We start from the raw sequence: 22966 nt of genomic DNA, 5'->3' as shown, positions 1-22966 counted from the left end.
TGAAACTACTTTACACTGCTTTACAATTTTTCATCAACTATCTTGACTTTTGGAAAGCTGATACAAGTTATTAGTTTTACTTATTTAAAGGTAAGCAACGAGGTCAGGATACGCCGAAGCTCTCTTTTGTATGAGTAGTGATTCTAGAATTCCCTGCTTTTCTGAATTAATTAATCAGAGATAGCGATTTTAATTTAACTAGGAAAGTGTCAAGATAAGCTTATATCGAAATGAAAAATCAAGTGCAACGAATTAACGATGACAGAAGCTAAAAACGTAATCGGTGGAAACCTAGATGTCTGCTGCACCTCTCCCATGACCGGGTTTTACCGCGACGGTTTTTGTAGCACAGGTGGTCAAGATTTCGGGTCGCACGTCGTATGTGCCGAAGTGACATCAGAATTCTTGGAGTTCACCAAATCGCGGGGTAACGACCTGAGCACACCCGTTCCTGATTCTAATTTTCCTGGACTGAAGCCTGGCGATCGCTGGTGTTTGTGTGCTTCTCGCTGGCAAGAAGCTCTCGAAGCTGGCGTTGCTCCACCCGTCATCCTCTCTGCAACCCATGCTAGAGCTTTGGAAATGGTTTCCCTAGACGAACTGAAAAAACATGCCCTAACTTCTTCTTGATTGGGCATTCAATCGTACTCAGCACTCCTAACTCCCCACTCCCCAGTTCAAAATCAACTCACTGGAACTTCCAGAGGTAGTTTCAATACATTGACAACCATAGCAATCAATTTAGTGGGGTCAATTGGCTTAGATAAATACTGCTGAAACCCTGCTCTTAGCGCTTCTAAGCGGTCTTCCTCTCGCGTGTACGCTGTTAAAGCGATCGCCGGGATACGTCCACCTTTTTCTGGTTCTAAAGAGCGCAGTTTCCGAATCAGCGTATAACCATCTTGCTCTGACATGCCGATATCACTAATCAGGATATCTGCTTTTCCTTGTTTAATTACTGCTAGCGCTTCATCAACTGATGCTACCGCAGTGGCGATCGCCCCATACTCCTCAAACATAAAACTGAGAAAGTTACAGGTATCTGCTTGATCATCTACAACTAAAACTCTTAATCCAGCCAAAGGCACAGAAGCCACAGGAGAAATTTCTTCCCCTGTGGCTTCTCTATTTCCCCTATTAGCCCTATTGTCTTGTAGCAGTGGCAGTCTTACAGTAAAGGTTGCTCCTTCTCCTGTGCCTGGACTTTGGGCAAAGATTGTACCTTTATGTAACTCCACTAGATGACGGACGATCGCTAGTCCTAGTCCTAGTCCATTGTGCGATCGGGTTGTGGTGCTGTCTGCTTGCCGGAAACGCTCAAATACTTTGGGTAAAAACTCCGAACTGATGCCAATCCCCGTATCGATAACTTTAATTTGGGCGTACTGAGATTTTGAATTTTGAATTTTGAATTTTGGATTACTGCCTTCATCAGTGTTTGAAGAGTCTAAATTTTCATCATCAGATCCCAATCCAAAATCTGAAATCGAAGATCCAAAATAGACAGATAGCCTAACTTCTACCCTGCCACCCTTAGGGGTAAACTTAATGGCATTAGTTAGTAGGTTCCAGACAACTTGCTGTAACCGGGCTGGATCGCCATAAACTGACCCTACCGAAGTATCCAGGACAGTATTTAACTTAATATCTTTTGGTTCTGCTAGGGGACGCACTGCCTCTAGGGCTGCCTCCATCACTGAAATCAGATTCACAGCAGATACATTTAATCGCAACTGACCACGGATAATCCGAGATACATCTAAGATATCCTCAATTAGTTGCATTTGAGACATCGCGTTGCGTTCAATCGCCTCTAGGGCCCGGGAAGTGGCTTTGTCATCAAGTTTCTTAGAGCGGAGGATTTTTGACCAGCCCAGCATCGAGGTTAGGGGTGTACGGAGTTCGTGAGAGAGAACGGCGAGAAACTCATCTTTCATCCGATTTGCTGCTTCTGCTTCCTGTCTTGCCGTCTGTTCTCGAATTACTTGAGCGCGGACTTCTTCTGCTTGCTTGCGTTCAGTAATATCTTCGAGAGTGCCGACATATCCTAGCAATTCTCCTTGACCAGAAAGCATCGGTGATGAGCGAACCTGTACCCAACGGACGATGCCTTGAGCAGTTTGAAAGCGAAACTCTTCAGAGTAGTTGCGACCTTCACAAATGTAGTCAGACCAACTAGCAACTGCTCGTTCTCTATCTTCTGGATGAACAGATTCTAGCCATCTCTTTTCTAAACTCTCTGCCGCTTTTAAGCCACAAATTGTCTGATAGCGAGGATTAGTATATCTACAGCCTCCTTCAGTATCAATTTCAAAAATGCCAACGGGTGAACAGGTACTCAGCGATCGCAATCGTTCTTCACTTTGCCTGAGTTCGGCATTCACTGCTACCAGCTGCGCTGCTTGTTGCTTGACGGCTTCTGTTTTCTTAAATAGTTCTACGAACACTGTGACTTTAGAAGTCAAAATATTCGGGTCTAATGGTTTGAGCAAATAATCAACTGCACCCAAGGCATAGCCTTTAAACAGCATTTGATCGCTGCTGCTAAAGGCGGTGAGAAAGATAATTGGAGTGTGACGCGATCGCCCCCGATTGCGAATCAAGGTAGCAGTTTCAAAACCATCCATCCCTGGCATTTGCACATCTAGCAAAATTACCGCATAGTCTTGATTTAGCAGACACCTCAAAGCTTCTTCCCCAGAAGTAGCCCTCACGAGATTCTCTCCCAGTTTTTCTAAGATTGCCTCTAGTGCCAGCAAATTTTCTAGTTTATCATCCACTAGGAGGATGTTTACTTTGGGTTCCATCTGCATGGGTTTATTTCCGTATAGAGTGACAAAGCTTGACCATTTGAGAAGCAATGTCTGAGAGTGTCAAAATCCAGTCTACTGCAACAGCAGAAATTGCTGCCTCCGGCATAACGTCGCTCTCCGCTGTGGTAGGTTTTTGTACAATAGTAAGTCCTCCCCGCGCTTTTATTTTCTTAAGACCTTGCATACCATCTCGATTTGCACCTGTCAATATTACACCAATAACTTGCTGGGTGTAGACATCGGCTGCTGACTCAAACAGCACATCGATAGATGGTCTGGCATAGGAAACAGGCTCATCAGTCGAAAGAGCAAAGTGATCTAGTTCAACTAGCAAGTGATAATCTGCTGGAGCTAGGTAAATATGTCCTGGTAGTATTTCCTCTTTGTCTTCCACTTCTTGAATCGGCAACGAACTAGATTCTTGCAATAACTCCTGGAGTGTGTTGTTAGACTCCTTGTGACGGTGTTGCACGATCGCGATCGGCACTAGGAAGTCTGCTGGTAAGTTCCCCAGGATAATTTTTAATGCTGATAATCCGCCCAAAGAAGTACCAATTACTACAATTTTAAACGACACTTGTTTAGTCCTCACACCTGTAGAATGTGGGTTTCAATCTTAGTGTGACTTGATGGCTTATAAAATCCTTTCAGCATTCTCCAGTTCCACCACAGCTACTAAGTTACCTTCATTCGCTTTTATACCAACTACTCAAAATTATATATTTTTGCTATTTGCATTACAATTAAAGATTTTATCATTGTCAAATACTTTACAGAAAATATTATAAGTAGACTTTTAAAAATATTATTTAATGCCAAAATCGATACATTATTGAAATATTTTTTTGCTAACTAACTAACATTTAAAATTTTAATTATTATTGTTTTGACAATTCATAAAAATTTACTTAAGCTAAAATATAAGTTAAGCAAATCAACAAACGACAGCGATTTAGTTTAACTACATCAAAAATTGCTGTTACAGACTATTAGCATGAGGAAATTAATCACAAAAAAGTTATTCGTTGTAGGCAAGTTTACTAGATATGTCTCTAAAAAGCTAAGACATGATTAAGCGTATTGCACCGCGCACATATTGAACATATTTTGGTCATTTATGGATGGATACTTATGGTGATATTAGTGAATATCCATCAATCATTGAAGTTTGACTAGCGATTTTAGATTTTAGATTTTGGACTTCGGCTTTGCTCTGTCGAACGGTTTTAGATTTTGGATTAGGGTCTTCTAGTTTATGCTCCATCAGGTGTGGAATAAATCTAAAAGACGCTCGATAACTCTTTGGTATAGCCTCTCCAAGGGTTGAGGCTGTACTATCGGTGATCCAAAATTGGCAATTCCATTATCCAAAATTGATTGATCAAAGTGCGGTAGATATGTCCAGGAGAAGACAATGCTTGAATATTTGACATCTTTGAACGACCACAATTTACCCTATCCAGATACGATTCATCCCATCGTTGTCCACTTCGTAATAGCGATGGTGTTGTTTTCTTTCTTCTGCGATGTAATTGGCTATTTTACTGGGAAAACCAGTCTTTTTGAGGTGAGTTGGTGGAATATGTTAGTTGCCACGATCGCCATTTTCGTTGCAATTATTTTTGGTCAGTTTGAAGCGGGTTTAGCACAACCTTACAGCCTGGCTAAATCGGTGCTGAATTTGCATACGCTGATTGGTTGGTCGCTTTCGGGAATAATCACGGCGATTACAGCTTGGCGCTATGTAATTCGTACCCGCAACCCGCAAAAAGTACCGATTTATTATTTGGGAGCCGGACTAGTTTTGACTTTGATAGTTGGCTTACAAATATATCTTGGAGATGAACTTGTTTGGGTGTATGGATTGCATACAGTGCCAGTTGTGGAAGCATTAAAGGATGGTCTATTGCGATGAACTCAGAATTGATTGACCAATTGACAGGCTCTCTAGGCGCAAACGGATTACCTTACACCATTCCCATTCATCCCAACTTAGTCCATCTGACCATAGGTTTGTTCATCATTGGGATGACCTTTGATATCGTTGGTGTTCTGTTCCCCTTCCAAAAATGGGTCTTCAAATTTTTGGCAATTACTGTGGAACGTGACAACTTATTTAATGTTGGCTGGTACAACATGCTAGCTGCCAGCATCATCACATTTTTCACGGTGGGAGCAGGCTTTTACGAAATGCTGTTGGCAACACCACCAGCTGATACCAAGAGTGCCTGGGGATTGCAGGCAATGGAAACTATGCTTTGGCATGGTGTGGGTGGTGTGTTGCTATTAGCACTGATTGTTGGTATGACCATCTGGAGAGGATGGCAGCGCTTCGTTTGGGGCAAACAAGAATATAAACAGACAGATAGAGAAGTGCAATGGATCTATCTGTTGGCAGGTATAGCAATCGTGTTGATTATGTACGTCCACGGGACACTAGGGGCGCAAATGGCTACCGAATTTGGCATACACAATACAGCAGATAGTTTGCTGCGATTGGGCCAAGACCTCAACACAACGCTCAAGTAAGTCATTTGACCAATGACCAATGACCAATGACCAATGACCAATGACCAATGACCAATGACCAATGACCAATGACTAATGACTCTTGACCATGAAAATCGAAAAGATTTTAAATATTTTGACGCCGCTTACAGGCGCGATCGCAGTGACTCTTACCAGTCTCTGGATCGGGAAGCAGGTCTACTCCTGGCTTCCCCCCCAAGCAGCAGCCGAATCTCAACTAATTGATGATTTGATTAGCTTCTTAGTAACCCTCGGTGCCTTCATCTTCTTAGGAGTAACAAGTACTTTGATGTATTCTGTCATCTTCCATCGGGCAGTTAAAGATGACTTCACCGATGGTCCCCCAATTGATGGTAATGTGGCAGTGGAAGTCATCTGGACAGTGATCCCAATTCTTTTGGTGTTTTGGATTGCGGGCTACAGCTACCAAGTTTACGAACAAATGGGGATTCAAGGCCCATCAGAATTAGTTCACTTGCATAATCCATTGGCAGTAGCAGCAAAAGATGTATCAGCTAACGCTTTAGCACAACCCGTTGAGAAAATCGACGTACTAGCTAAACAGTGGGCGTGGGTTTTTCATTACCCAGAGAGAGATGTCACCAGTACCGAATTGCATTTACCGAGCGATCGCCGGGTGCGTTTGGCACTGCGATCGCAAGACGTTCTCCACGGCTTCTATATACCTGCATTTCGCCTCAAGCAGGATATTATTCCTAACCATGCGCTCGACTTTGAATTTACTCCTATCCGCCCCGGACAATACCGATTGACCGATTCCCAATATAGCGGCACATACTTTGCGACGATGCAGGCGAATGTAATCGTAGAATCTCCTGAAGATTATCAGCAGTGGCTGGCCCAAGCTGCAACCCAAAAGCCATCCCTAGCAAATAATCAGGCAGCTTCTGAGTATGCTCAAACATCCAATCAATCAGTCCAAACTGGTTGGGTCACAGTTCCTCCTGCTGCACCTCCTCTAGTCAATTCTCCTGGTTGAAAGGAAAGTAACCGATGACTAATGTTCCTATTGAAGGCATCATTTTCCCTAATGAGAAGCCTAACCACGAATCTCCAAATAACTGGAAAGAGTACTTCAGCTTTAGTACTGACCACAAGGTAATTGGTATTCAGTATCTTGTTACCTCCTTTTTCTTCTTTCTCGTCGGCGGTATTTTTGCGATGGTGATGCGGGGGGAACTGCTAACACCCGAATCAGATTTAGTTGATCGCACTGTCTACAACGGTATGTTTACCATGCACGGCACTGTGATGCTGTTTTTGTGGACATTTCCCTCACTAGTTGGTTTTGCTAATTATTTAGTGCCCCTGATGATTGGGGCGCGAGATATGGCATTTCCCCGCCTCAACGCCGTTGCCTTTTGGATGGTGCCAGTAGTCGGGATTTTGATGATGGGTAGCTTCTTTGTCCCTGGTGGCCCAGCCCAAGCCGGTTGGTGGTCTTACCCGCCCGTCAGTCTCCAGAATCCTACGGGTAACTTGATTAATGGTCAAGTTATCTGGTTGTTGGCGGTGGCAATATCTGGCGTATCCTCAATTATGGGGGCAGTAAACTTTGTCACCACAATCGTCAAGATGCGGGCCCCAGGAATGGGCTTCTTTCGGATGCCCTTGTTTGTCTGGGGAGTATTTAGCGCCCAGATTATCCAACTATTCGGACTACCAGCATTGACGGCGGGGGCAGTAATGCTGCTACTCGACCTCACAGTTGGCACTAGCTTTTTTGACCCAGCCAAAGGTGGGAATCCAGTAATGTTTCAGCATTACTTCTGGTTCTACTCCCACCCCGCCGTTTACGTGATTATTTTGCCTGTGTTTGCGATTTTCTCGGAAATCTTCCCGGTTTATTCACGTAAACCTCTATTTGGTTACAAAGTAGTTGCCATTTCATCCATCTTGATTGCACTAGTCAGCGGTATTGTTTGGGTACACCATATGTACGTCAGCGGTACGTCAGGCTTGATGCGGTTGATTTTCATGATGACAACAATGTGCGTGTCTGTACCCACTGGTATTAAGGTATTTGCTTGGGTGGCGACTATTTGGGGAGGTAAGCTGCGACTGCACACACCGATGCTGTTTGCTCTAGGTGCGTTGGTAATGTTCGTCTTCGCAGGTATCACAGGCATCATGCTTTCCTCCGTGCCGGTTGATGTCCACGTTAACAATACCTACTTCGTGGTGGGACATTTTCACTACGTCCTCTACGGCACCGTAACGATGGGCTTGTATGCTGCCATCTACCACTGGTTCCCCAAGATGACTGGGCGGATGTACTCCGAAAGCTGGGGTAAAATCCACTTCTGGTTAGCCTTCATCGGCACTAACCTCAACTTTTTGCCCATGCACCCCTTAGGATTGCAAGGAATGTTACGCCGAGTTGCTTCCTACGCCCCAGAGTATCAATTCTGGAATGTCATCGCTAGCCTGGGCGGATTTTTGTTGGGAATATCTACCTTACCTTTCATTTTCAACATGGTGATTTCTTGGATGCAAGGCGAGAAAGCACCTGACAATCCTTGGCGGGCAATTGGATTAGAGTGGTTAGTTTCTTCTCCACCCCCAGTAGAGAACTTTGAAGAAATTCCGATCATCATCTCTGAACCTTACGGCTACGGCAAATCTGAACCGTTGACAGCTAACCTACGCGAAAGCCACTCAACATTGACAAGCGCAGACTAACACAGAAAGAAGTACGCAGAGGGTTTCTGCGTACCTCTGCGCTTCCCTTTGCGTTCCTACCCTACGGGAAGGCGAAGCGCCTATGCGTTTCAAATTCACCCCTTAAGTTAAAAGCAAAATGGACAGTTATATCAATTCAAATGAGTTGCACCAGACAAGCGCAGAACATAGCCACGACGAAGAAGGCAACAAGATGTTTGGCTTCATTGTGTTCCTACTGTCTGAAAGCGTCATTTTCCTGAGTTTTTTCGCAGGATATATTATCTACAAAACAACAACTCCTGACTGGCTACCAGCTGGTGTTTCTGGACTAGAAGTAAAAGATCCGACAATCAACACAGTAATTCTTGTTGCCAGTAGCTTTGTGATTTACTTCGCCGAACGCGCCCTTCAACGCCATGACTTAGTGAAATTTCGCCTGTTTCTCTTGGCAACAATGGCGATGGGAACTTACTTTTTGGCTGGACAAGCGATTGAATGGAGCCACCTGGAGTTTGGCTTCACCTCCGGGACATTTGGTGGAACATTCTATCTACTAACAGGTTTCCACGGTTTGCACGTTTTCACAGGTATTCTGTTGCAGTTGATAATTTTGGTACGTTCTTTCATCCCTGGCAACTACGACACAGGTCACTACGGCGTTAACGCAACTTCGTTGTTTTGGCACTTCGTTGATGTTATCTGGATTATTTTGTTTGTCCTTATCTATGTTTGGCAGTAAACATTAGACTTTTGGTGAGAATACGGTCTAAAGATATTTAGAATCACAGATGCACACAGATTGATGTGTATGCATCTGTGATTCTAAACCCCAATGGGAGCAAATCTCTCCAACAGGCTAATTGTTGGCTGTAATGAGTGGGGTTGAACAAATAGTATACTTTGTTCCGCAAAAGCAGTCCAATTTTGGTTGGTTAAAGGCTCAGAGGCAACAATAACTTGGTTTGGGTGCTTAAGAGAATCACTTGACCAATAAAGAGTAGGGGCTTGTGTGCGATAAGCGTAGCGAACTGCTACAACTGCTTGACCATCACTAACAATTATATTGGCACTAAAGCTGGTGTCATGTTCTGATGCCAACTCAGTCAATTTTTGAAGTGTCACACGTAAGGCATCAAACAGAGTGCTGCCTGGAGACGACTGCCACATTTGGACTAGCAGGGCGAAGATGTGTTCTGAGTCAGTCATACCTTTAATCAAGCGGTATGTCGAATCAGAGAGCCTCTCACGTATTGGTCTATAGAGAGTCTGTTGAAAGTCTGAGATTTCACCATTATGCACAAACAACAGTTTCCCACTGCGAAATGGCTGACAGTTACTAATGTCGAGCGATTCACCTATCCCAGCTAATCGGGCATAGCCTACAGTACAAGTAGATTCTACATAGTTGCTTAACTCTTCCAGATTCGGATCGTTCCAAAGCGGGATCGTGTTTCGGTAAATGAAGGGTTTACCCACTTCGTCGTACCACCCTACACCTATCCCGTCTGCACAAACTACTCCTGATTTTAATTCCAAAGGACTGTAACTTTGTTTGGAAAGCGAATGCTCCGGTTTATACAGCAACTCATCTAATCGGATGGAATTACCAAGGTAGCCTATTAATCTACACATAAAAAATGACTTGCTGAAAGAGTAAGTAAATTAAGTCACAAGCCCCGATATGAATCGAACCTTTTAACTTTGCAGTAATTGCAAAGTATTACTAAGTTAACAACTATTTTTTATATTGTGTATGCTTGAACTATGACTTTAGTCATGGTTTTGTTTGGGTCTTTCATGAAACTTTTTCTGGATAAATAATCAATGACCATTTCAATGTACCAAGCTTCAATACCCGTGTCTATTCGCACACTGAATAACCTTGTAAGTATTCTGGAAAAAGGTGCTACATACGCTGAAACTAAAAAAATAGATCCTTCTGTGTTGATCAATAGTCGTCTATCCCCAGATATGTTTCCGTTATCAAAACAAGTGCAAATTGCCTCTGACATAGTAAATAGAGGTGCTGCACGATTAGCAGGAATAGAACCACCCCAATTTGAGGATAATGAAACTACATTTACTCAACTTATTGACCGCATTCATCAAACTATCTCTCATTTAAATACATTTAAACCTGAGCAAATTGACGGTTCAGAGGAGAGAACAATTACCCTTAAGATGGGTGACAACACTCTTGATTTTCAAGGAATGCCATTTCTCTTATATTTTGTTTTACCAAACCTTTATTTCCATGTCACAACAGCATATGACATTCTCAGACACTGCGGTGTAGAACTTGGTAAACAAGACTTTCTTGGTCAGCCTTAAAATGAAAAAGCATTTAGGCAAATTAAGAAAGTAATTTGTCTAAATGCTGATTGAACTCGCTTTATCTATTTTCCCAATCTAGTCTACTTTTTTATCAAACTAAATAACTTGTGTTAGGCACAATCGCAAAGAAGGCATACTCATACCAAGCAGTCCAGATGAAACTGCGAATCCATCGCTGACGTTTTTTGGGACTCAATTCATATTCAAACGTCCCACGAGATACATCAATGGAAGATATGTGAGAGTTGCAACCGCAGCCGTGTTGATAAGTAAAACCGTATTTGGAAGCAATACTTTGCACCTTCATCTGGATAGCAAACACCTTACCTGCATGGAGTATGGCATCCCAAGCACGTTTGTGTTCGATATCGCGCTGATCAAATCTTAAGGCGCGTTCTTCAAAAACATGATCGCGGTAAATTGGTGCTAAATGCACATGATAGAAGCTGGCAGGTAGTTCATAACCAAACTCATTGAATAAATCTATACCAATGCGAGCCACTTTTACTTCATCAGCGAACTCGATTCCCTTTGATTCCACATCGCGGAGAATTTCTGCAAAGTTCGGATAGCTGTGTTTGAGAAAGTCTTGCCCAAAAAAGTCAAGGGTTTCCCACGCTAGCTGTGCAAATAGCTGAGAAAATGAAGGTATCAAGTGAGCCAGTTGGGGGCGATCGCTAAATAAGTCAACATCACCATGCTCTAATTTGTATAAAAACAACTGCGCCATCTCAACATAGCTTTGGGGATGGGAAAGTCCGATACTCGTGGTTCCTCTAGCAATGTCTTGCCATATAGAAGGTAGTTGAGAAACGTGAACCGCATTTTCTCCAGCAATGATTGCAACAGGAGGACATCCGAGAAGTTGCATCGACAATCTCCTTTAAGACTCTAATGTGTAATTTACCTTAAGCGATCGCTAAGTCTATCTTATGAACACAATTAAAAATGTTTGACGGACTGTCTTTTGACAGCGATGTCTAACAGGGGCTATTCGGCGTCGCAACTTTATTCATAATATTTTTCTGGAAAATACTTAGTGCTAATTTAAATGCACTTTTAATGAGAAAATGTTTTAAAAGTATTGGGCAATTAGAAGAATCGGTGTCAACTTAAGCGCTAACCTGTTTAAAACCTCGCTTCCATTCCTCTCCCCAAAGGTCGAGAAGCTTTTAAATCCCCATTCCCTTCTAGGGATGGGGTAGGGGGGTTAGGTTTGGGAGCTTTTGATGTATATAGTGGTCCTAAATAAGTCGTGAAAATATAAATAAGGAAACAAACCGCCAACTCTTGGAGAGACTCCACCAACACCAACGCGTAGCGTCTCATAGAGAAGAACGCTTGGACGCAAAGAAAAGAAAGAGATATATAATTTTCACAAATGATTTAGGATTGCTATAGCAATAATACTTTTCAAACATCCTCTAAGAGATTTTACTACGCAAAAACTGTCCAGACTTGAACTAAAGTTCAAGGCAGGGAAATGTTTGTCGTTTGTCATGTTTATCGAACTCACGTAAAATTACGTTCATCTAGTGGTTTAAACAGCCTGTATTTTAAGCACCAGCTATTTTCTTATATAGTTTATCCCCTTTGACTATCTCTTCATAGTGCTGTTCATAAGAGGTAAACCTGATAGATTCTTGTTTTCCTAAACCCAAGATGCCAAAGGTGCAGAGGCTATTATAAAACAGTTCGTGTACCCGCTTTTGAAGTACCTGATTAAAATAGATGAGAACGTTACGACAAAGGATGACATTAAACTCATTAAAAGAACTGTCCGTTGCTAAATTATGCTGGGCAAAGACAATGTTTTCTTTTAATGATGCTCGAAAAATAGCGTTATCATAAGCTGCTGTATAATATTCTGAGAATGACTTCTTACCGCCTGCTTTTAGATAAAGCTGGGTATATTCCTGCATCAGTTTTAGGGAAAAAATACCACTTTTGGCACTTTGTAATACCTTCTCATTAGTATCAGTGGCATATATGCGGCAACGGTGATAAAGTCCTTCTTCTTGCAGTAGAATTGCCATTGAGTAGACTTCTTCACCAGTGGAGCATCCAGCGTGCCAGATCCGAATAAACGGATAGGTTTGCAAGAAGGGAATAACTTGATTTCTGAAGGTGTTATAAAAGCTGGGATCACGAAACATTGATGTTACATTCACCGTCAGACCAAGCAAAAACCGTTCCAAATAAGCACGGTTGTGAAGTAATCGCTCTTGCAAGGCAGAAATATTAGGTAAACCCTCTAATTCCATGAAGCTGTGAATGCGGCGCTTGAGTGAGGAAAGAGCATAATCGCGGAAGTCGTAACCGTAGTACTGATACATCCCTTCCAAAAGCAGATGTATTTCGATGTCCTCCAAGGTAAGTTTGGGCAAAGCCATAGTACGAATTAGCCTATATGCTGAACCAGCTATTTAAATATGCTGGCAATACAACGAGTTAAGTTGCTTGAAGTTAGCAAAACAACTGTTTCCCAAAAAACCTCATGGAGCAAAAATTATTCACATTCTGGGCTGGTAGGGTTTTTAGAACCGAAGTGAATTTTACACCGAAAATAGCTTGCTGGATCTATTAAATTTGCTCACAGTGCTACCTATGAGTTTCAGTTTAACCTAGCGGCTGTTACTCCTAAAACAGCGATCACTATTATTGAAATCCCAGCTAGCCATCGGACTTGGTGGCGCAGATTTTTAATCTCTTGGCTCATATTTTCTGTATGTGGTATGGGATATGGTTGAAGTTCTGCAACTTCAACGGCTACTTTTTGGGGTCTATTTTGGGTCTTTTCAAAAGTTACTTGCGTGTGTAGCCAATTAGTAATCAGTTGGGGACAGTTTTTCTTAAACCAATTTAGAGCCAAGGTTATAAAAACTGGTTTGGACATTCGGGCAATTAATTTCATCACCCTGTTTAGAGGCTTCAAGCGAAGCTTTTGATTGATCAAATTGACTGAACCAACGTCATACAAACAATCCAGAATTAGTTTCACAGTGGCTTCTTCACTGTTGATCAAGTTTTGCAGTAAAAGCTGAACATCGTGCATCCGCTCTGTTTCAAGATACTTTTCTGCCAATGTTTCTGGAGGACTTACTGAAGGACTTACGGTTGTATTTAGAGCGTTTTGTCTTATTATTGTCATATTGGTAACATAGCAGCCATAATAATGTAAGTACAACTATCTACCGAGAGAAAGATTTTTTATCTAGAGAAAGAACCTAAAAGCGAAAATTTGTTCGTGAGAGACATGACTATATTATGTCTATAAATTACTTATACTGACCTTGCGGTATAGTGTAGGCTTTCCAGTTCATTGGGGATTACCTCTATCATCATAGATTTTTTTCGTCCCGATGATTTTGGCTTTTAGACAAATATTTTGTTCGTCTGGTCATTGTGGTCTTTAAGAGTTCTCGTTTGACTCAAATTTGGTCAGACCTGACTCCTGACTGGCAATTTCATCTCAACACTGATTTTTCAGGTAAGTAGGTACAAATAAACCTAATTATCTAATGAAATTTAAAAAATTTGAAGCCCTTGTGATTGCTTCACTTCACTTTGCTCCCTACCCTACGGGAAGGCTTACGCCAACGCAATGAGATGTTTCTAAATTTTCTTGCCTATCTACTGACAGTGTGAGCCTTCTAGCTGTTCAAGGTAAAAAAGCTATTTGTCTAGTTCCCTATGAATCTTTTATCTACTTCTGGTAAATAAATTTTTTATTTAGATGCTAATACCTCAATTTCTGCAACGACGCGTTCTAATTCCTCAATGATTATAGTGGTTCCAGTCTTCCTTAATGTATCTACAAGCGCCCGATAATACCAAAGAGTTCCTTCTTTATGCCCCTGAAAACGTTCCCAAACTGATTCGCCCAAAAGGCGATAATCTTTGAGAATAGACTGGGCGTTGTAAAGTTTATCTGCTAATGACACGAGCAGTACTGATGGAGAAGCGGTAGGAATATGAGCAATGTATGCCTCCTTGCGCTCTCGCCAAGGGGGTTTTGGAGTTGTATCAGCGTCAGTACAAGCATCTACAATTGCCGTTACATTGTTACCAAAGCGGCGGCGAATTTCTTCCCGTGTTGCAGCCCCACCTTGGTCTTCGATCGCATCGTGTAATAGGGCTGCGATCGCTTCATCTTCATTTGCCCCGTATTCTAAAGCAATACTGGTGACACCTAATAAATGGGCAACGTAGGGAACACCTGAACCTTTACGAACTTGGTTAGCGTGCAATTGGGTAGCGTAGGTGAGGGCTGCGGTAAAACGTTCTGAGAGCATTATTTTGAAATAATAAAACAGCTTATAATCAGATATTGCACTGCTGCTAATGTCAATTTTAGAACAAACCGCTCCAGACACGGAGAATGCACAGGAGAGGGGTACAGAAGTAATTGAATCTCAGCCTAAAATTGAGATATCTATCAAGCTTGCTATGAAATTATCATGACCAGCGAAAAATTAACGGTGCAGTCTTTGTATACTGTCACTGATGAAGAATTAATGCTGATGAGTTCGCAAAACCCAGAACTGCGGTTTGAACGCAATGCTAATGGAACATTAGAAACCATGCCCCCAACTGGTGGAATTTCTGGTAATCAAGAAGTAAAAGCAGGAGCCTATTTATTGAATTGGGTAGAAAGTCAGGATTTAGGTGAAGTTTTTGGGCCGAGTACAGGTTTTAGATTAGCAAATACTGCTGTCAGAGCACCTGATGCTGTTTTTGTGGCTAAAGGACGTTTGCCAGATGGTTGGGATGAAGAAGAAGACAAATTTATTAATTTAGCACCTGACTTTGTAATTGAAATTCGTTCTAAAAATGATGGCTTGGCAAAACTCAAAGCCAAAATGGAAGAATATATTGCTAATGGTGTTCAATTAGAATGGTTAATTGATATAAAAAATCAACAAGCTTTAGTTTATCGCCAGGATGGTTCAATTACTCAATATCCGGCTACAGCAATATTAAGCGGTGAAGATATTGTGCCTGGGTTGATGCTGCCTTTGAAAAAATTATTGTAAAAGCAATGCCTGCGGCTGGCTACGCCTACCCACTTTATACCCATTTGATATGATGATGTGCCGCGCTAAACAAAAATTCTATATAATGTTGCGAATCTTTTTTATTAAATAGATTTTAGCCAAAAGTTATAAGTAAACAATATAACTACTAAGTTCTATATATTCAATCTTTCTTTTGAGTGATATCGGATAATAAGACGTTCTGTATCTATGGTTTAAAAACTCTGGGTAGGAAAGCAAAACTTTTGATTATAAATAATATAATTATTCTTTGGATAGACAGGATTTAAATCTATATTACATCGTAAGATAGATTTAAATTCGATACAAATTATTTAAAATAAATCAAGGAAATAGTATTTAAATCGGGAGTTAATTTAATAATGGCAGACAGTCCTGGATTAGGAGAGCAAGCGCTCAATAAAGCGGCAGAAATAGGATTATCTAGCCAATTAGATGAAGTAGAAAGTTTAGATGTAAGTATTAAAACAGACCCTTTTAAAATAGTTCAAGGGCAGGTGGATTCGGTCACAATTGAAGGTGAAGGTATGGTTATGCAGAAAGACCTCCGCATGGAGGAATTTGACATGCAAATGACTAATGTTGCCATTAATCCCCTGAGTGTAGCTTTCGGCAAAATTGAACTTACTAGACCTACAGAAGCCAATGCACAGGTTGTGTTAACTGAGACTGATATCAATCGCGCCTTCAACTCAGAATATGTGCGATCGCAACTCCAAAGTCAAAAAATCAATGTTAACGGTAAACTGACGACTATTGAACCTCAACATGTAGAATTTCGACTACCAGGTGATGGAAAAGTAGCACTAAATGCCACTATGAAAATAGTAGAAACAGGTGAAAATCAGCAAGTTGCTTTTTCCGCAGTACCCCGGATCAGCGCCAATGGAAAAACTGTTACTTTGGAAAATGTCGAGTATGGTGAAAGTGGGGAAATATCACCAGATTTAACAAAAGCTTTGATAGATCAAACTAGCGAAATTCTAAATCTGAGTAACTTCGATTTAGAAGGAATAAGCTTGCAAGTTAACCAACTAAAAGTAGAAGTAGGCAAACTAACCCTACAAGCTGAAGCTTATGTTGAAAAAATTCCTTCAGCTTAAAAATATGACGCTAAGAAATTCAGGATACTAATAATGGAAACTACAGACACAACGCAAACAAATTCAACACCTTTTCCAAATATTCCACCAGTTATTGAAAGTAACGACAGCGAGTATCTTGATAGCGGCGTACCCAGTACAGTTGCGATCGCAGGACATCCCCTACATCCCTTGAGTGTGACCTTTCCCATCGCCTTTTTAGCTGCGGCATTGGGAAGCGACATCGGCTACTGGTTAACTAGTGATTTCTTCTGGGCTAAAGCTTCACTATGGTTAATCGGACTAGGATTAGCTGGAGGTGTCCTTGCATCAGCGATCGGTCTCAGCGACTTTTTTAGAATAGAACGAGTTCGCAAGCGCAGCGCAGGTTGGGCACATTTAATACTTAATGTTTCTCTAATAGTTTTAAGTCTAGTCAACTTCCTCCTGCGCTTGGGCGACGCTGAATCCCGAATACTACCTTGGGGACTGGTTCTCTCACTCATTGTCGGTACGCTGGTTAGTATTTCCGGTTGGTTCGGTGCTGAACTTTCCTATCGTCACAAAATCGGTGTTGTGGGTGCAGGTAGCAGAAGATATCCTTAACTGTAAATTCTTCCTTGTTTATTTAATACTGCACAGCAAGAGTTTCAAGCTCATAAATTTCAGAGACTTCAATTGGTACAGTTTTATTCCTAGCGATGCCTGCGGCGGCAAGCAACGCAGTATTGAAAGCGGCTCATTAATTTTTTAGCGTAATTTTCGCAATCACTGCTCATTTGACCCCATTTCTCAAAAAGCGATAGCTAAAAAGCTTATACAGTAATACTTTTAGCCTATCTTCTCCTTAGTGTCAGCTATGCTATATTTACCCCTTTACTCATATTACTCTCTGAATATATGCTGTCTACTATCTATTCATAGCATATACTCAAAGAGCTTTTGTACCATCTCTTCGACTTTTCAAACACCCTTTAAGGTTGGATGAAGTAGAGCAAGGAATGGATTTTATTACTCGGGGTCAGAAACGATCAGATCGGTGGTCTTGCCAATACCAGGGAAGGTTTTGTTAATATCTTGATTGACGTTGCGATAACCAACAGTGCCATCTCTCTTGCGGAAGTAGATTCCGCCTTCGGATTGAGGAGCGCCAACTAACTGCACGCGATTGTCAAGTGATATGGGGATGATTGAGAAAATAAATTACGAAAACCGCGCTAAAATCTTCACGGCTCTTTCAGATGCAACACGCCTGCGCCTAGCAGATTTACTGTTGAATACTGACGAAATCAGCTGCTCAGAAATTGCCGAGCAGTTGGGTATTAGCTTATCTCTTTCTTGTCAAGCCAGATAGCATCAACAAGCGCCCCCACAATGAGTTGACGTTGAAAGAGAAGATAAGTCCGCGTGGGCGGACTAGCCTTTCATAAAGGATGCTACGTGTAGCTGGCTTTTTAGTAGGGGTATGCCTAAGTCTGTCTAGCCGCGACTTCCAGTTGTTGGGGCTGCTAAAATTTTGCTTAGTCTCTAGTCTGTAGAAAATGCTTCGACACCGTAATCAAACAATATTTATTATTCTTTCTGTGCTCATCGTTGTACCGATGGGCTTTTTGTTTAAATATTATAAAGGATCTGCCCATCACTGGTTTAATGACTACGGAGCCGCTGTATTTTACGAAATATTTTGGTGTCTATTTGCATTTTGGTTTTTCAGAAGTCGGGCGGCAGTTATCCAAATTCCTATATGGGTTTTTGTCATCACCTGTATACTAGAATTCTTGCAACTTTGGCATCCGCCACTATTAGAAGAGATTCGCGCCACCTTGATAGGTAAATTGTTACTTGGTACTACCTTTGTTTGGTGGGATTTTCCTCATTATCTATTGGGTTGTATTTTAGGTTGGTTATGGCTGCAACAATTACAAAAAATAGGTTATGCAAAAAAAAGTCAAGGTTAAACCTAATTCAAAACAGCAAAAGATTGAAGAACAACCTGATGGCAGTCTGACTGCATATTTAAAATCGCCCCCAGTTGATGGTAAGGCTAATGAAGAGTTAATTAAACTACTAGCAGATAAATTTGATACACCTAAATCTCATATCAGAATTAAATTAGGTTTGTCCTCTCAGCAAAAGCTGATAGAAATTGATACAGATATCTAGTTGCTGCTTAGTAACACCTTTTTTGAAGAGTGTTTCTCCTCATAAATGTGAGGCTATATCCCACCCACTATATCCTCTACTAAAGCCAATAACCTAGAGACAGAAGCTCACAAAACCGAATTTTTTTGCTGTGTAATACTAATATACCTTGGTTGAGCTTTGACTCTTTCTATCCAAGCTTGAATAGCAGGAAATTGTGTCAAATCAAACCCACCTTCATCAGCTACATGAGTGTAAGCGAACAAGGCAATATCAGCGATCGTGTAACACTCTCCTACAAAAAAAATGTGAGAAGTTAAGTGTTTATCCATCAGGCTAAGTGCTGTATAACCCGATTCATGTTTTTGCTTAATAGCTTCACTATGTTCTTCAGTTTTACCTAAAATAGAAATCCAAAATCTTGATGTAGCAATAAAAGGCTCATGGCTATATTGTTCAATACATAGCCATTGTAACACCTGCGCTCGTAAAAAGCGGTCATATGGTAAAAACTCTGTACCTTCACTCAAATACACCAATATGGCATTTGATTCTGCCAAATATTTCCCTGGCTCAATTTCCAAAAGAGGTATCTTACCGTTAGGATTTTTACTTAAAAATTCTGGTGTTTGAGTCTCGCCTTTCAAGATGTTAAGCTCTATTCTCTCAAAAGGCATACCTAGTTGTGTCAATAAAAGACGTATCTTATAACCATTGCCAGATGGTAAAAAATCATACAGACGCAGTAGTTCCATGTTAAAATACAGTTAGTAATATGTTGATAATTGAATGTTCAAAATACAATATCTTACCAAAAGATTTTCCGAAAACCGGATAATTTCTTTTAGATTTAGCATCTGAGCGTACTACATAAAATTATCCGAGAAAATAAAAAGAAATATTATTGATTTATAGATTGAGATGTTTAATTTAGTTAGGGATCAAGAATAAAAGTATGTGTGGAAGATTTACTTTAAACCAGTCAGCAGCAGGATTATCTCAAGTTTTCCATGTCGAGTCAGTTCCCGATTTAGCAGCCGAATATAACATTGCACCTACGCAAATGGTGGCAACAGTGTTACAAAATTCCGAAAGCGAAAAGCGTGAATTTAAGCAGTTGCATTGGGGCTTAATTCCGTCATGGGCGAAAGATGCAGGAATGGGGGCAAAGCTGATTAACGCTAGGGCAGAAACTGTTGCCGAAAAACCCGCTTTTCGTTCGGCTTTTAAGCACAGACGCTGTTTAGTGGTAGCTGATGGCTTTTATGAGTGGCAACGGCAACAAGGCAAAAAACAGCCGTTTTATTTTCGTCTTCAAGATGGGCAACCCTTCGGCTTTGCAGGTTTGTGGGAGAAATGGCGATCGCCTGCTAACGAGGAAATAATCTCTTGTACAATTTTGACAACGGCAGCTAACGAATTACTCCAACCTATCCACGAGCGGATGCCAGTGATTCTAGAGCCACAAGATTACGATTTATGGCTAGATTTGCAGGTGCAAACCCCCCAAACTCTACAGCAGCTATTGCGTCCCTATCCAGCGTCAGCAATGACTGCCTATCAAGTTAGCACCTTGGTAAACAACTCTCGGCATAATAGTCAAGAGTGCATCATCCCACTCAGTGAGAAGAATGCCACCGCAAATCAGTTAAATTAGCTATTGAGTGTACTAGGGGATTGGGAAGATGAGGGAGCAAAGGAAGCAGGGGAAGAAAAACTATTGATTATTGCCCCATGCCGATTACCCCTTATCCCCAGAGGGGACCCCGAGTTCCCCAATCCCCATTACCCCTTATCCCCAGAGGGGACTCCGAGTTCTCCAATCCCCAATCCCCAGAGACAAATATGCCAAGAACACAAAAAAACGATAATTTTGTTGACAAATCCTTTACAGTAATGGCGGATATCATCCTGAAGATCCTGCCAACCAACAAAAAAGCTAAAGAAGCGTTTGTTTATTATCGAGATGGTATGTCAGCCCAAGCAGAAGGGGAATATGCTGAAGCATTAGAATACTATGAAGAAGCTCTAACACTAGAGGAAGATACCAACGATCGCGGCTATATTCTTTACAATATGGGGCTAATCTATGCCAGCAACGGCGACCACAAAAAAGCTTTAGAACTGTATCACCAGGCAGTTGAGTTAAACCCACGCATGCCCCAAGCCTTAAATAACATCGCCGTAATTTATCACTACCAAGGCGAAAGGGAGAAAGAAGCTGGAGATAACGAGGCTGGCGAAGCATTGTTTGACCAAGCAGCAGACTATTGGATTCGAGCTATTCGCATGGCTCCCAATAACTACATCGAAGCCCAAAACTGGCTGAAAACCACTAAGCGATCGCAAATGGACGTATTCTTCTAAAAGTAATGAGTTAGGAATCATGAATCATTCACTCCTAACTCCTAACTCCTCTACAGACGTGATTAATCGCGTCTCTCCTAACTCCTAACTAAAAAAATATGATTGACCAAGAACAAGTTCATAAAGTAGCTAATCTTGCTCGTTTAGAATTAACTCCAGAAGAAGAGGAACAATTCACTATCCAGTTAGGAAATATTTTGGATTATATTGAACAGTTGAATGAACTTGATGTTAGTAATGTGCCCCCAACAACACGGGCAATTGATGTCAGCAACATCACACGAGAGGATGAATTGCAACCCTATCCAGACCGGGAAAGCATTCTCAACAGTGCGCCTGAACAAGAAGGGGAATTTTTCAAAGTGCCAAAAATCCTCAACGCTGAATAGTCAAGCAATTTTGGATTTTGGAACTTTGGCTCCTTTGGGCACTCTTGGAGACGCTGCGCGTACCTTGCTTCCCCGTAGGGGTACGCTCAAGGCAAGTCGCTCAGTTGAACGATTTTAGATTTTAGATTGACCCCAGCAATTAAGTCACTTGCTTGTCAAAAAATGTTTGGATAATGGAAAAATATAATTATTCTCGCGTTCTAATTCGCAAGTCTCAAACATGCATTAAATAATCGAACGCAAGAATCTTCTCTACTAGAGGCTCCGTCAACAATTCCATTTTCCAAAATTTAAAATTTAAAATTCGGTCAAAAGTCAAAAGTTCAGAGTTTTAGATTCTTGACTCTTTACTAATAACTAAGTACAACATTTCCTTAATTCGTAGCGAAATGAATTAGGCAAAACTCTGTATCACTTTGCGTTTACTTTGCGTTCTTTGAGTATAAAATATTACGCTTTTATGCAAAACTGTACTAAGGAGATAATTATGGGTTTGGGAATTCTTAAGAATGGTCAGTGGATATCTCAAAGAGATCAAGAAGACTCAGAAGGTAAATTTATCCGTCCATCAACAACTTTTCGCAACCACATTACAGCTGATGATTCTAGTGGTTTTAAAGCTGAAGCGGGACGCTATCATCTGTATATTTCTTGGGCTTGCCCTTGGGCGTGTCGCACCGCCATTATCCGCCAATTGAAAGGACTGCAAGATGTCATTGGGTTATCGGTCGTTGCAGCAGAAATTGCTCAAAATAGCTGGGGATTTGGTGATGAACCGGGGTGCATTCCTGATACAGTCAACGGTACTCAATATGTTTGGCAACTTTATCTGAAGGCTGACCCTAACTATAGCGGGCGGGTGACAGTTCCAGTTTTATGGGATATCCAAAATCGGACAATTGTCAATAATGAATCCCGTGAAATCATCCGCATGTTTGATACAGAATTCAATGCTTTCGCTAAACAAAATATTAACTTTTATCCCGAACATTTACAAAAAGTAATTGACGAGACGATTGATACAATTTATCAACCAATAAATAACGGTGTCTACCGGGCGGGATTTGCTACCACTCAATCGGCTTATGATGAAGCGGTAACGGAATTATTCACGGCTCTCGACTACTGGGAAAAAATATTGGGAAATCAACGCTATCTTTGCGGAAACGAAATTACTGAGGCGGACTGGTGTATGTTTACTACTCTGTTTCGTTTCGATGTAGTTTATTATGTGCATTTCAAATGCAACTTACGCAGGATTGTAGATTATCCGAATCTGTGGAATTATCTCAAAGAACTTTATCAACTGCCGGGAGTCAAAGAGACTTGCAATCTTGACCACATCAAACGGCATTATTATAAGAGCCATCCCCAGGTTAACCCAACCCGCATTGTGCCAAAAGGCCCGCTGATTGATTTTGATGCACCCCATAACCGGGATCAAATATTTGCTTGATTAACACTGCTGACCTTTAACTGTTTTGTTCGCTTGTCGCGTCATCGCTTGGGGCTGCTCTTTTTTCCAAGCAATATAGTTTACACAACCCTCTTGATCCACATATTGAGGC

Annotated in this window: 26 protein-coding genes; 17 read left to right on the top strand and 9 right to left on the bottom strand. The window is 41.3% G+C overall.

Features of this window, described 5'->3' with window-relative positions; all coding sequences use genetic code 11:
• The first annotated feature begins 258 nt into the window (after positions 1–258).
• On the top strand, positions 259–630 hold the full coding sequence (locus tag V7K21_RS23110) for a DUF2237 family protein (RefSeq protein ID WP_335177522.1): 372 nt from the start codon (positions 259–261) through the stop codon (positions 628–630).
• A 53-nt stretch (positions 631–683) separates the two neighbouring features.
• Here V7K21_RS23110 and V7K21_RS23105 read toward each other — a convergent pair whose 3' ends face one another.
• Both V7K21_RS23105 and V7K21_RS23100 read right to left on the bottom strand, forming a co-directional pair.
• Positions 684–2813, bottom strand: a complete 2130-nt coding sequence (locus V7K21_RS23105; RefSeq protein WP_335177521.1) for a hybrid sensor histidine kinase/response regulator — start codon at positions 2811–2813, stop codon at positions 684–686.
• Positions 2814–2817: 4 nt separating this feature from the next.
• Positions 2818–3390 carry a chemotaxis protein CheB gene (locus tag V7K21_RS23100; RefSeq protein WP_335177520.1) on the bottom strand — a complete coding sequence of 191 codons (573 nt, stop codon included), beginning with the start codon at positions 3388–3390 and terminating at the stop codon, positions 2818–2820.
• Between the two features lie 837 nt (positions 3391–4227).
• Here V7K21_RS23100 and V7K21_RS23095 point away from each other — a divergent pair.
• The 5 genes from V7K21_RS23095 to V7K21_RS23075 all read left to right on the top strand — a co-directional run bounded on the left by V7K21_RS23095 (position 4228) and on the right by V7K21_RS23075 (position 8766).
• Positions 4228–4728 (top strand): DUF2231 domain-containing protein, encoded by a 501-nt coding sequence (locus V7K21_RS23095; protein WP_335177519.1) that lies wholly within the window; start codon positions 4228–4230, stop codon positions 4726–4728.
• The gene (locus tag V7K21_RS23090) at positions 4725–5342 is read left to right on the top strand and encodes a DUF2231 domain-containing protein (RefSeq protein ID WP_335177518.1); all 618 of its coding nucleotides are present in this window, start codon (positions 4725–4727) and stop codon (positions 5340–5342) included. Before V7K21_RS23095 ends, V7K21_RS23090 begins: the two co-directional genes overlap by 4 nt.
• 88 nt (positions 5343–5430) lie before the next feature.
• A complete protein-coding gene (locus tag V7K21_RS23085; protein WP_335177528.1) occupies positions 5431–6342 on the top strand; it encodes a cytochrome c oxidase subunit II in 912 nt (303 codons plus the stop codon).
• A 14-nt stretch (positions 6343–6356) separates the two neighbouring features.
• On the top strand, positions 6357–8045 hold the full coding sequence (gene ctaD, locus V7K21_RS23080; RefSeq protein ID WP_335177517.1) for a cytochrome c oxidase subunit I: 1689 nt from the start codon (positions 6357–6359) through the stop codon (positions 8043–8045).
• A gap of 118 nt (positions 8046–8163) precedes the next feature.
• On the top strand, positions 8164–8766 hold the full coding sequence (locus V7K21_RS23075; protein WP_335177516.1) for a cytochrome c oxidase subunit 3: 603 nt from the start codon (positions 8164–8166) through the stop codon (positions 8764–8766).
• 83 nt (positions 8767–8849) lie between these two features.
• Here V7K21_RS23075 and egtC read toward each other — a convergent pair whose 3' ends face one another.
• Positions 8850–9659, bottom strand: a complete 810-nt coding sequence (gene egtC / locus V7K21_RS23070) for an ergothioneine biosynthesis protein EgtC (RefSeq protein ID WP_335177515.1) — start codon at positions 9657–9659, stop codon at positions 8850–8852.
• A 192-nt stretch (positions 9660–9851) separates the two neighbouring features.
• On the opposite strand from egtC, the gene V7K21_RS23065 reads away from it, so the two are divergent.
• Positions 9852–10358, top strand: coding sequence for a DUF1993 domain-containing protein (locus V7K21_RS23065; protein ID WP_335177514.1), 507 nt, complete (start codon positions 9852–9854; stop codon positions 10356–10358).
• Positions 10359–10452: 94 nt separating this feature from the next.
• On the opposite strand, the gene V7K21_RS23060 is transcribed toward V7K21_RS23065, so the two are convergent.
• The 4 genes from V7K21_RS23060 to V7K21_RS23045 form a co-directional block, all read right to left on the bottom strand.
• Positions 10453–11232: a hypothetical protein gene (locus V7K21_RS23060; RefSeq protein WP_335177513.1), complete on the bottom strand. Its 780-nt coding sequence runs from the start codon at positions 11230–11232 to the stop codon at positions 10453–10455.
• Positions 11233–11917: 685 nt separating this feature from the next.
• Entirely contained in the window at positions 11918–12754 is an 837-nt protein-coding gene (locus V7K21_RS23055; RefSeq protein ID WP_335177512.1) for a CheR family methyltransferase, read from the bottom strand.
• A 221-nt stretch (positions 12755–12975) separates the two neighbouring features.
• On the bottom strand, positions 12976–13512 hold the full coding sequence (locus V7K21_RS23050; protein WP_335177511.1) for a hypothetical protein: 537 nt from the start codon (positions 13510–13512) through the stop codon (positions 12976–12978).
• A 577-nt stretch (positions 13513–14089) separates the two neighbouring features.
• Complete coding sequence (locus V7K21_RS23045; RefSeq protein WP_335177510.1) at positions 14090–14656, bottom strand: HD domain-containing protein; 567 nt, start codon at positions 14654–14656, stop codon at positions 14090–14092.
• Positions 14657–14821: 165 nt separating this feature from the next.
• On the opposite strand from V7K21_RS23045, the gene V7K21_RS23040 reads away from it, so the two are divergent.
• From V7K21_RS23040 to V7K21_RS23030, 3 genes are all read left to right on the top strand, one after another.
• On the top strand, positions 14822–15397 hold the full coding sequence (locus tag V7K21_RS23040; RefSeq protein WP_335177509.1) for a Uma2 family endonuclease: 576 nt from the start codon (positions 14822–14824) through the stop codon (positions 15395–15397).
• A 383-nt stretch (positions 15398–15780) separates the two neighbouring features.
• Complete coding sequence (locus tag V7K21_RS23035) at positions 15781–16521, top strand: LmeA family phospholipid-binding protein (RefSeq protein WP_335177508.1); 741 nt, start codon at positions 15781–15783, stop codon at positions 16519–16521.
• Positions 16522–16554: 33 nt separating this feature from the next.
• Complete coding sequence (locus V7K21_RS23030) at positions 16555–17106, top strand: DUF2231 domain-containing protein (RefSeq protein ID WP_334725153.1); 552 nt, start codon at positions 16555–16557, stop codon at positions 17104–17106.
• Between the two features lie 405 nt (positions 17107–17511).
• On the opposite strand, the gene V7K21_RS23025 is transcribed toward V7K21_RS23030, so the two are convergent.
• Positions 17512–17664 (bottom strand): hypothetical protein, encoded by a 153-nt coding sequence (locus V7K21_RS23025; protein ID WP_335177507.1) that lies wholly within the window; start codon positions 17662–17664, stop codon positions 17512–17514.
• Between the two features lie 22 nt (positions 17665–17686).
• Between V7K21_RS23025 and V7K21_RS23020 the strand changes: the two genes are divergently transcribed.
• The 3 genes from V7K21_RS23020 (at position 17687) to V7K21_RS23010 (ending at position 18663) form a co-directional block, all read left to right on the top strand.
• Positions 17687–17854 carry an ArsR/SmtB family transcription factor gene (locus V7K21_RS23020; protein ID WP_335177506.1) on the top strand — a complete coding sequence of 56 codons (168 nt, stop codon included), beginning with the start codon at positions 17687–17689 and terminating at the stop codon, positions 17852–17854.
• Positions 17855–18041: 187 nt separating this feature from the next.
• Entirely contained in the window at positions 18042–18458 is a 417-nt protein-coding gene (locus tag V7K21_RS23015) for a ribosomal maturation YjgA family protein (RefSeq protein ID WP_335177505.1), read from the top strand.
• On the top strand, positions 18436–18663 hold the full coding sequence (locus V7K21_RS23010; protein WP_335177504.1) for a DUF167 domain-containing protein: 228 nt from the start codon (positions 18436–18438) through the stop codon (positions 18661–18663). The genes V7K21_RS23015 and V7K21_RS23010 overlap by 23 nt, the downstream gene beginning before the upstream one ends.
• A 107-nt stretch (positions 18664–18770) precedes the next feature.
• On the opposite strand, the gene V7K21_RS23005 is transcribed toward V7K21_RS23010, so the two are convergent.
• Positions 18771–19397: a glutathione S-transferase family protein gene (locus V7K21_RS23005; protein WP_335177503.1), complete on the bottom strand. Its 627-nt coding sequence runs from the start codon at positions 19395–19397 to the stop codon at positions 18771–18773.
• 200 nt (positions 19398–19597) lie between these two features.
• Between V7K21_RS23005 and V7K21_RS23000 the strand changes: the two genes are divergently transcribed.
• The 4 genes from V7K21_RS23000 (at position 19598) to V7K21_RS22985 (ending at position 22854) form a co-directional block, all read left to right on the top strand.
• Entirely contained in the window at positions 19598–20299 is a 702-nt protein-coding gene (locus V7K21_RS23000; protein ID WP_335177502.1) for an SOS response-associated peptidase, read from the top strand.
• Between the two features lie 188 nt (positions 20300–20487).
• Positions 20488–21009: a photosystem I assembly protein Ycf3 gene (locus V7K21_RS22995; protein WP_335177501.1), complete on the top strand. Its 522-nt coding sequence runs from the start codon at positions 20488–20490 to the stop codon at positions 21007–21009.
• Positions 21010–21107: 98 nt separating this feature from the next.
• Positions 21108–21398, top strand: coding sequence for an Asp-tRNA(Asn)/Glu-tRNA(Gln) amidotransferase subunit GatC (gatC, locus tag V7K21_RS22990; protein WP_335177500.1), 291 nt, complete (start codon positions 21108–21110; stop codon positions 21396–21398).
• Positions 21399–21885: 487 nt separating this feature from the next.
• Positions 21886–22854, top strand: coding sequence for a glutathione S-transferase family protein (locus V7K21_RS22985; protein WP_335177499.1), 969 nt, complete (start codon positions 21886–21888; stop codon positions 22852–22854).
• The last annotated feature ends 112 nt before the right edge of the window (positions 22855–22966 follow it).

The sequence above is a fragment of the Nostoc sp. genome, assembly GCF_036919595.1.
In the GTDB taxonomy this organism is placed as follows: Bacteria; Cyanobacteriota; Cyanobacteriia; order Cyanobacteriales; family Nostocaceae; genus Nostoc.
Note: the sequence above shows the minus strand (reverse complement) of the source record. Positions and strands in the feature narration are given on the sequence as shown.

Coding starts and splice junctions, on each gene's coding strand:
- V7K21_RS23110 (WP_335177522.1), top strand. CDS start 259: ATGACAGAAGCTAAAAACGTAATCGGTGGAAACCTAGATGTCTGCTGC.
- V7K21_RS23105 (WP_335177521.1), bottom strand. CDS start 2,813: ATGCAGATGGAACCCAAAGTAAACATCCTCCTAGTGGATGATAAACTA.
- V7K21_RS23095 (WP_335177519.1), top strand. CDS start 4,228: ATGCTTGAATATTTGACATCTTTGAACGACCACAATTTACCCTATCCA.
- V7K21_RS23090 (WP_335177518.1), top strand. CDS start 4,725: ATGAACTCAGAATTGATTGACCAATTGACAGGCTCTCTAGGCGCAAAC.
- V7K21_RS23085 (WP_335177528.1), top strand. CDS start 5,431: ATGAAAATCGAAAAGATTTTAAATATTTTGACGCCGCTTACAGGCGCG.
- ctaD (WP_335177517.1), top strand. CDS start 6,357: ATGACTAATGTTCCTATTGAAGGCATCATTTTCCCTAATGAGAAGCCT.
- V7K21_RS23075 (WP_335177516.1), top strand. CDS start 8,164: ATGGACAGTTATATCAATTCAAATGAGTTGCACCAGACAAGCGCAGAA.
- egtC (WP_335177515.1), bottom strand. CDS start 9,659: ATGTGTAGATTAATAGGCTACCTTGGTAATTCCATCCGATTAGATGAG.
- V7K21_RS23065 (WP_335177514.1), top strand. CDS start 9,852: ATGACCATTTCAATGTACCAAGCTTCAATACCCGTGTCTATTCGCACA.
- V7K21_RS23060 (WP_335177513.1), bottom strand. CDS start 11,232: ATGCAACTTCTCGGATGTCCTCCTGTTGCAATCATTGCTGGAGAAAAT.
- V7K21_RS23055 (WP_335177512.1), bottom strand. CDS start 12,754: ATGGCTTTGCCCAAACTTACCTTGGAGGACATCGAAATACATCTGCTT.
- V7K21_RS23050 (WP_335177511.1), bottom strand. CDS start 13,512: ATGACAATAATAAGACAAAACGCTCTAAATACAACCGTAAGTCCTTCA.
- V7K21_RS23045 (WP_335177510.1), bottom strand. CDS start 14,656: ATGCTCTCAGAACGTTTTACCGCAGCCCTCACCTACGCTACCCAATTG.
- V7K21_RS23040 (WP_335177509.1), top strand. CDS start 14,822: ATGACCAGCGAAAAATTAACGGTGCAGTCTTTGTATACTGTCACTGAT.
- V7K21_RS23035 (WP_335177508.1), top strand. CDS start 15,781: ATGGCAGACAGTCCTGGATTAGGAGAGCAAGCGCTCAATAAAGCGGCA.
- V7K21_RS23030 (WP_334725153.1), top strand. CDS start 16,555: ATGGAAACTACAGACACAACGCAAACAAATTCAACACCTTTTCCAAAT.
- V7K21_RS23020 (WP_335177506.1), top strand. CDS start 17,687: ATGATTGAGAAAATAAATTACGAAAACCGCGCTAAAATCTTCACGGCT.
- V7K21_RS23015 (WP_335177505.1), top strand. CDS start 18,042: ATGCTTCGACACCGTAATCAAACAATATTTATTATTCTTTCTGTGCTC.
- V7K21_RS23010 (WP_335177504.1), top strand. CDS start 18,436: ATGCAAAAAAAAGTCAAGGTTAAACCTAATTCAAAACAGCAAAAGATT.
- V7K21_RS23005 (WP_335177503.1), bottom strand. CDS start 19,397: ATGGAACTACTGCGTCTGTATGATTTTTTACCATCTGGCAATGGTTAT.
- V7K21_RS23000 (WP_335177502.1), top strand. CDS start 19,598: ATGTGTGGAAGATTTACTTTAAACCAGTCAGCAGCAGGATTATCTCAA.
- V7K21_RS22995 (WP_335177501.1), top strand. CDS start 20,488: ATGCCAAGAACACAAAAAAACGATAATTTTGTTGACAAATCCTTTACA.
- gatC (WP_335177500.1), top strand. CDS start 21,108: ATGATTGACCAAGAACAAGTTCATAAAGTAGCTAATCTTGCTCGTTTA.
- V7K21_RS22985 (WP_335177499.1), top strand. CDS start 21,886: ATGGGTTTGGGAATTCTTAAGAATGGTCAGTGGATATCTCAAAGAGAT.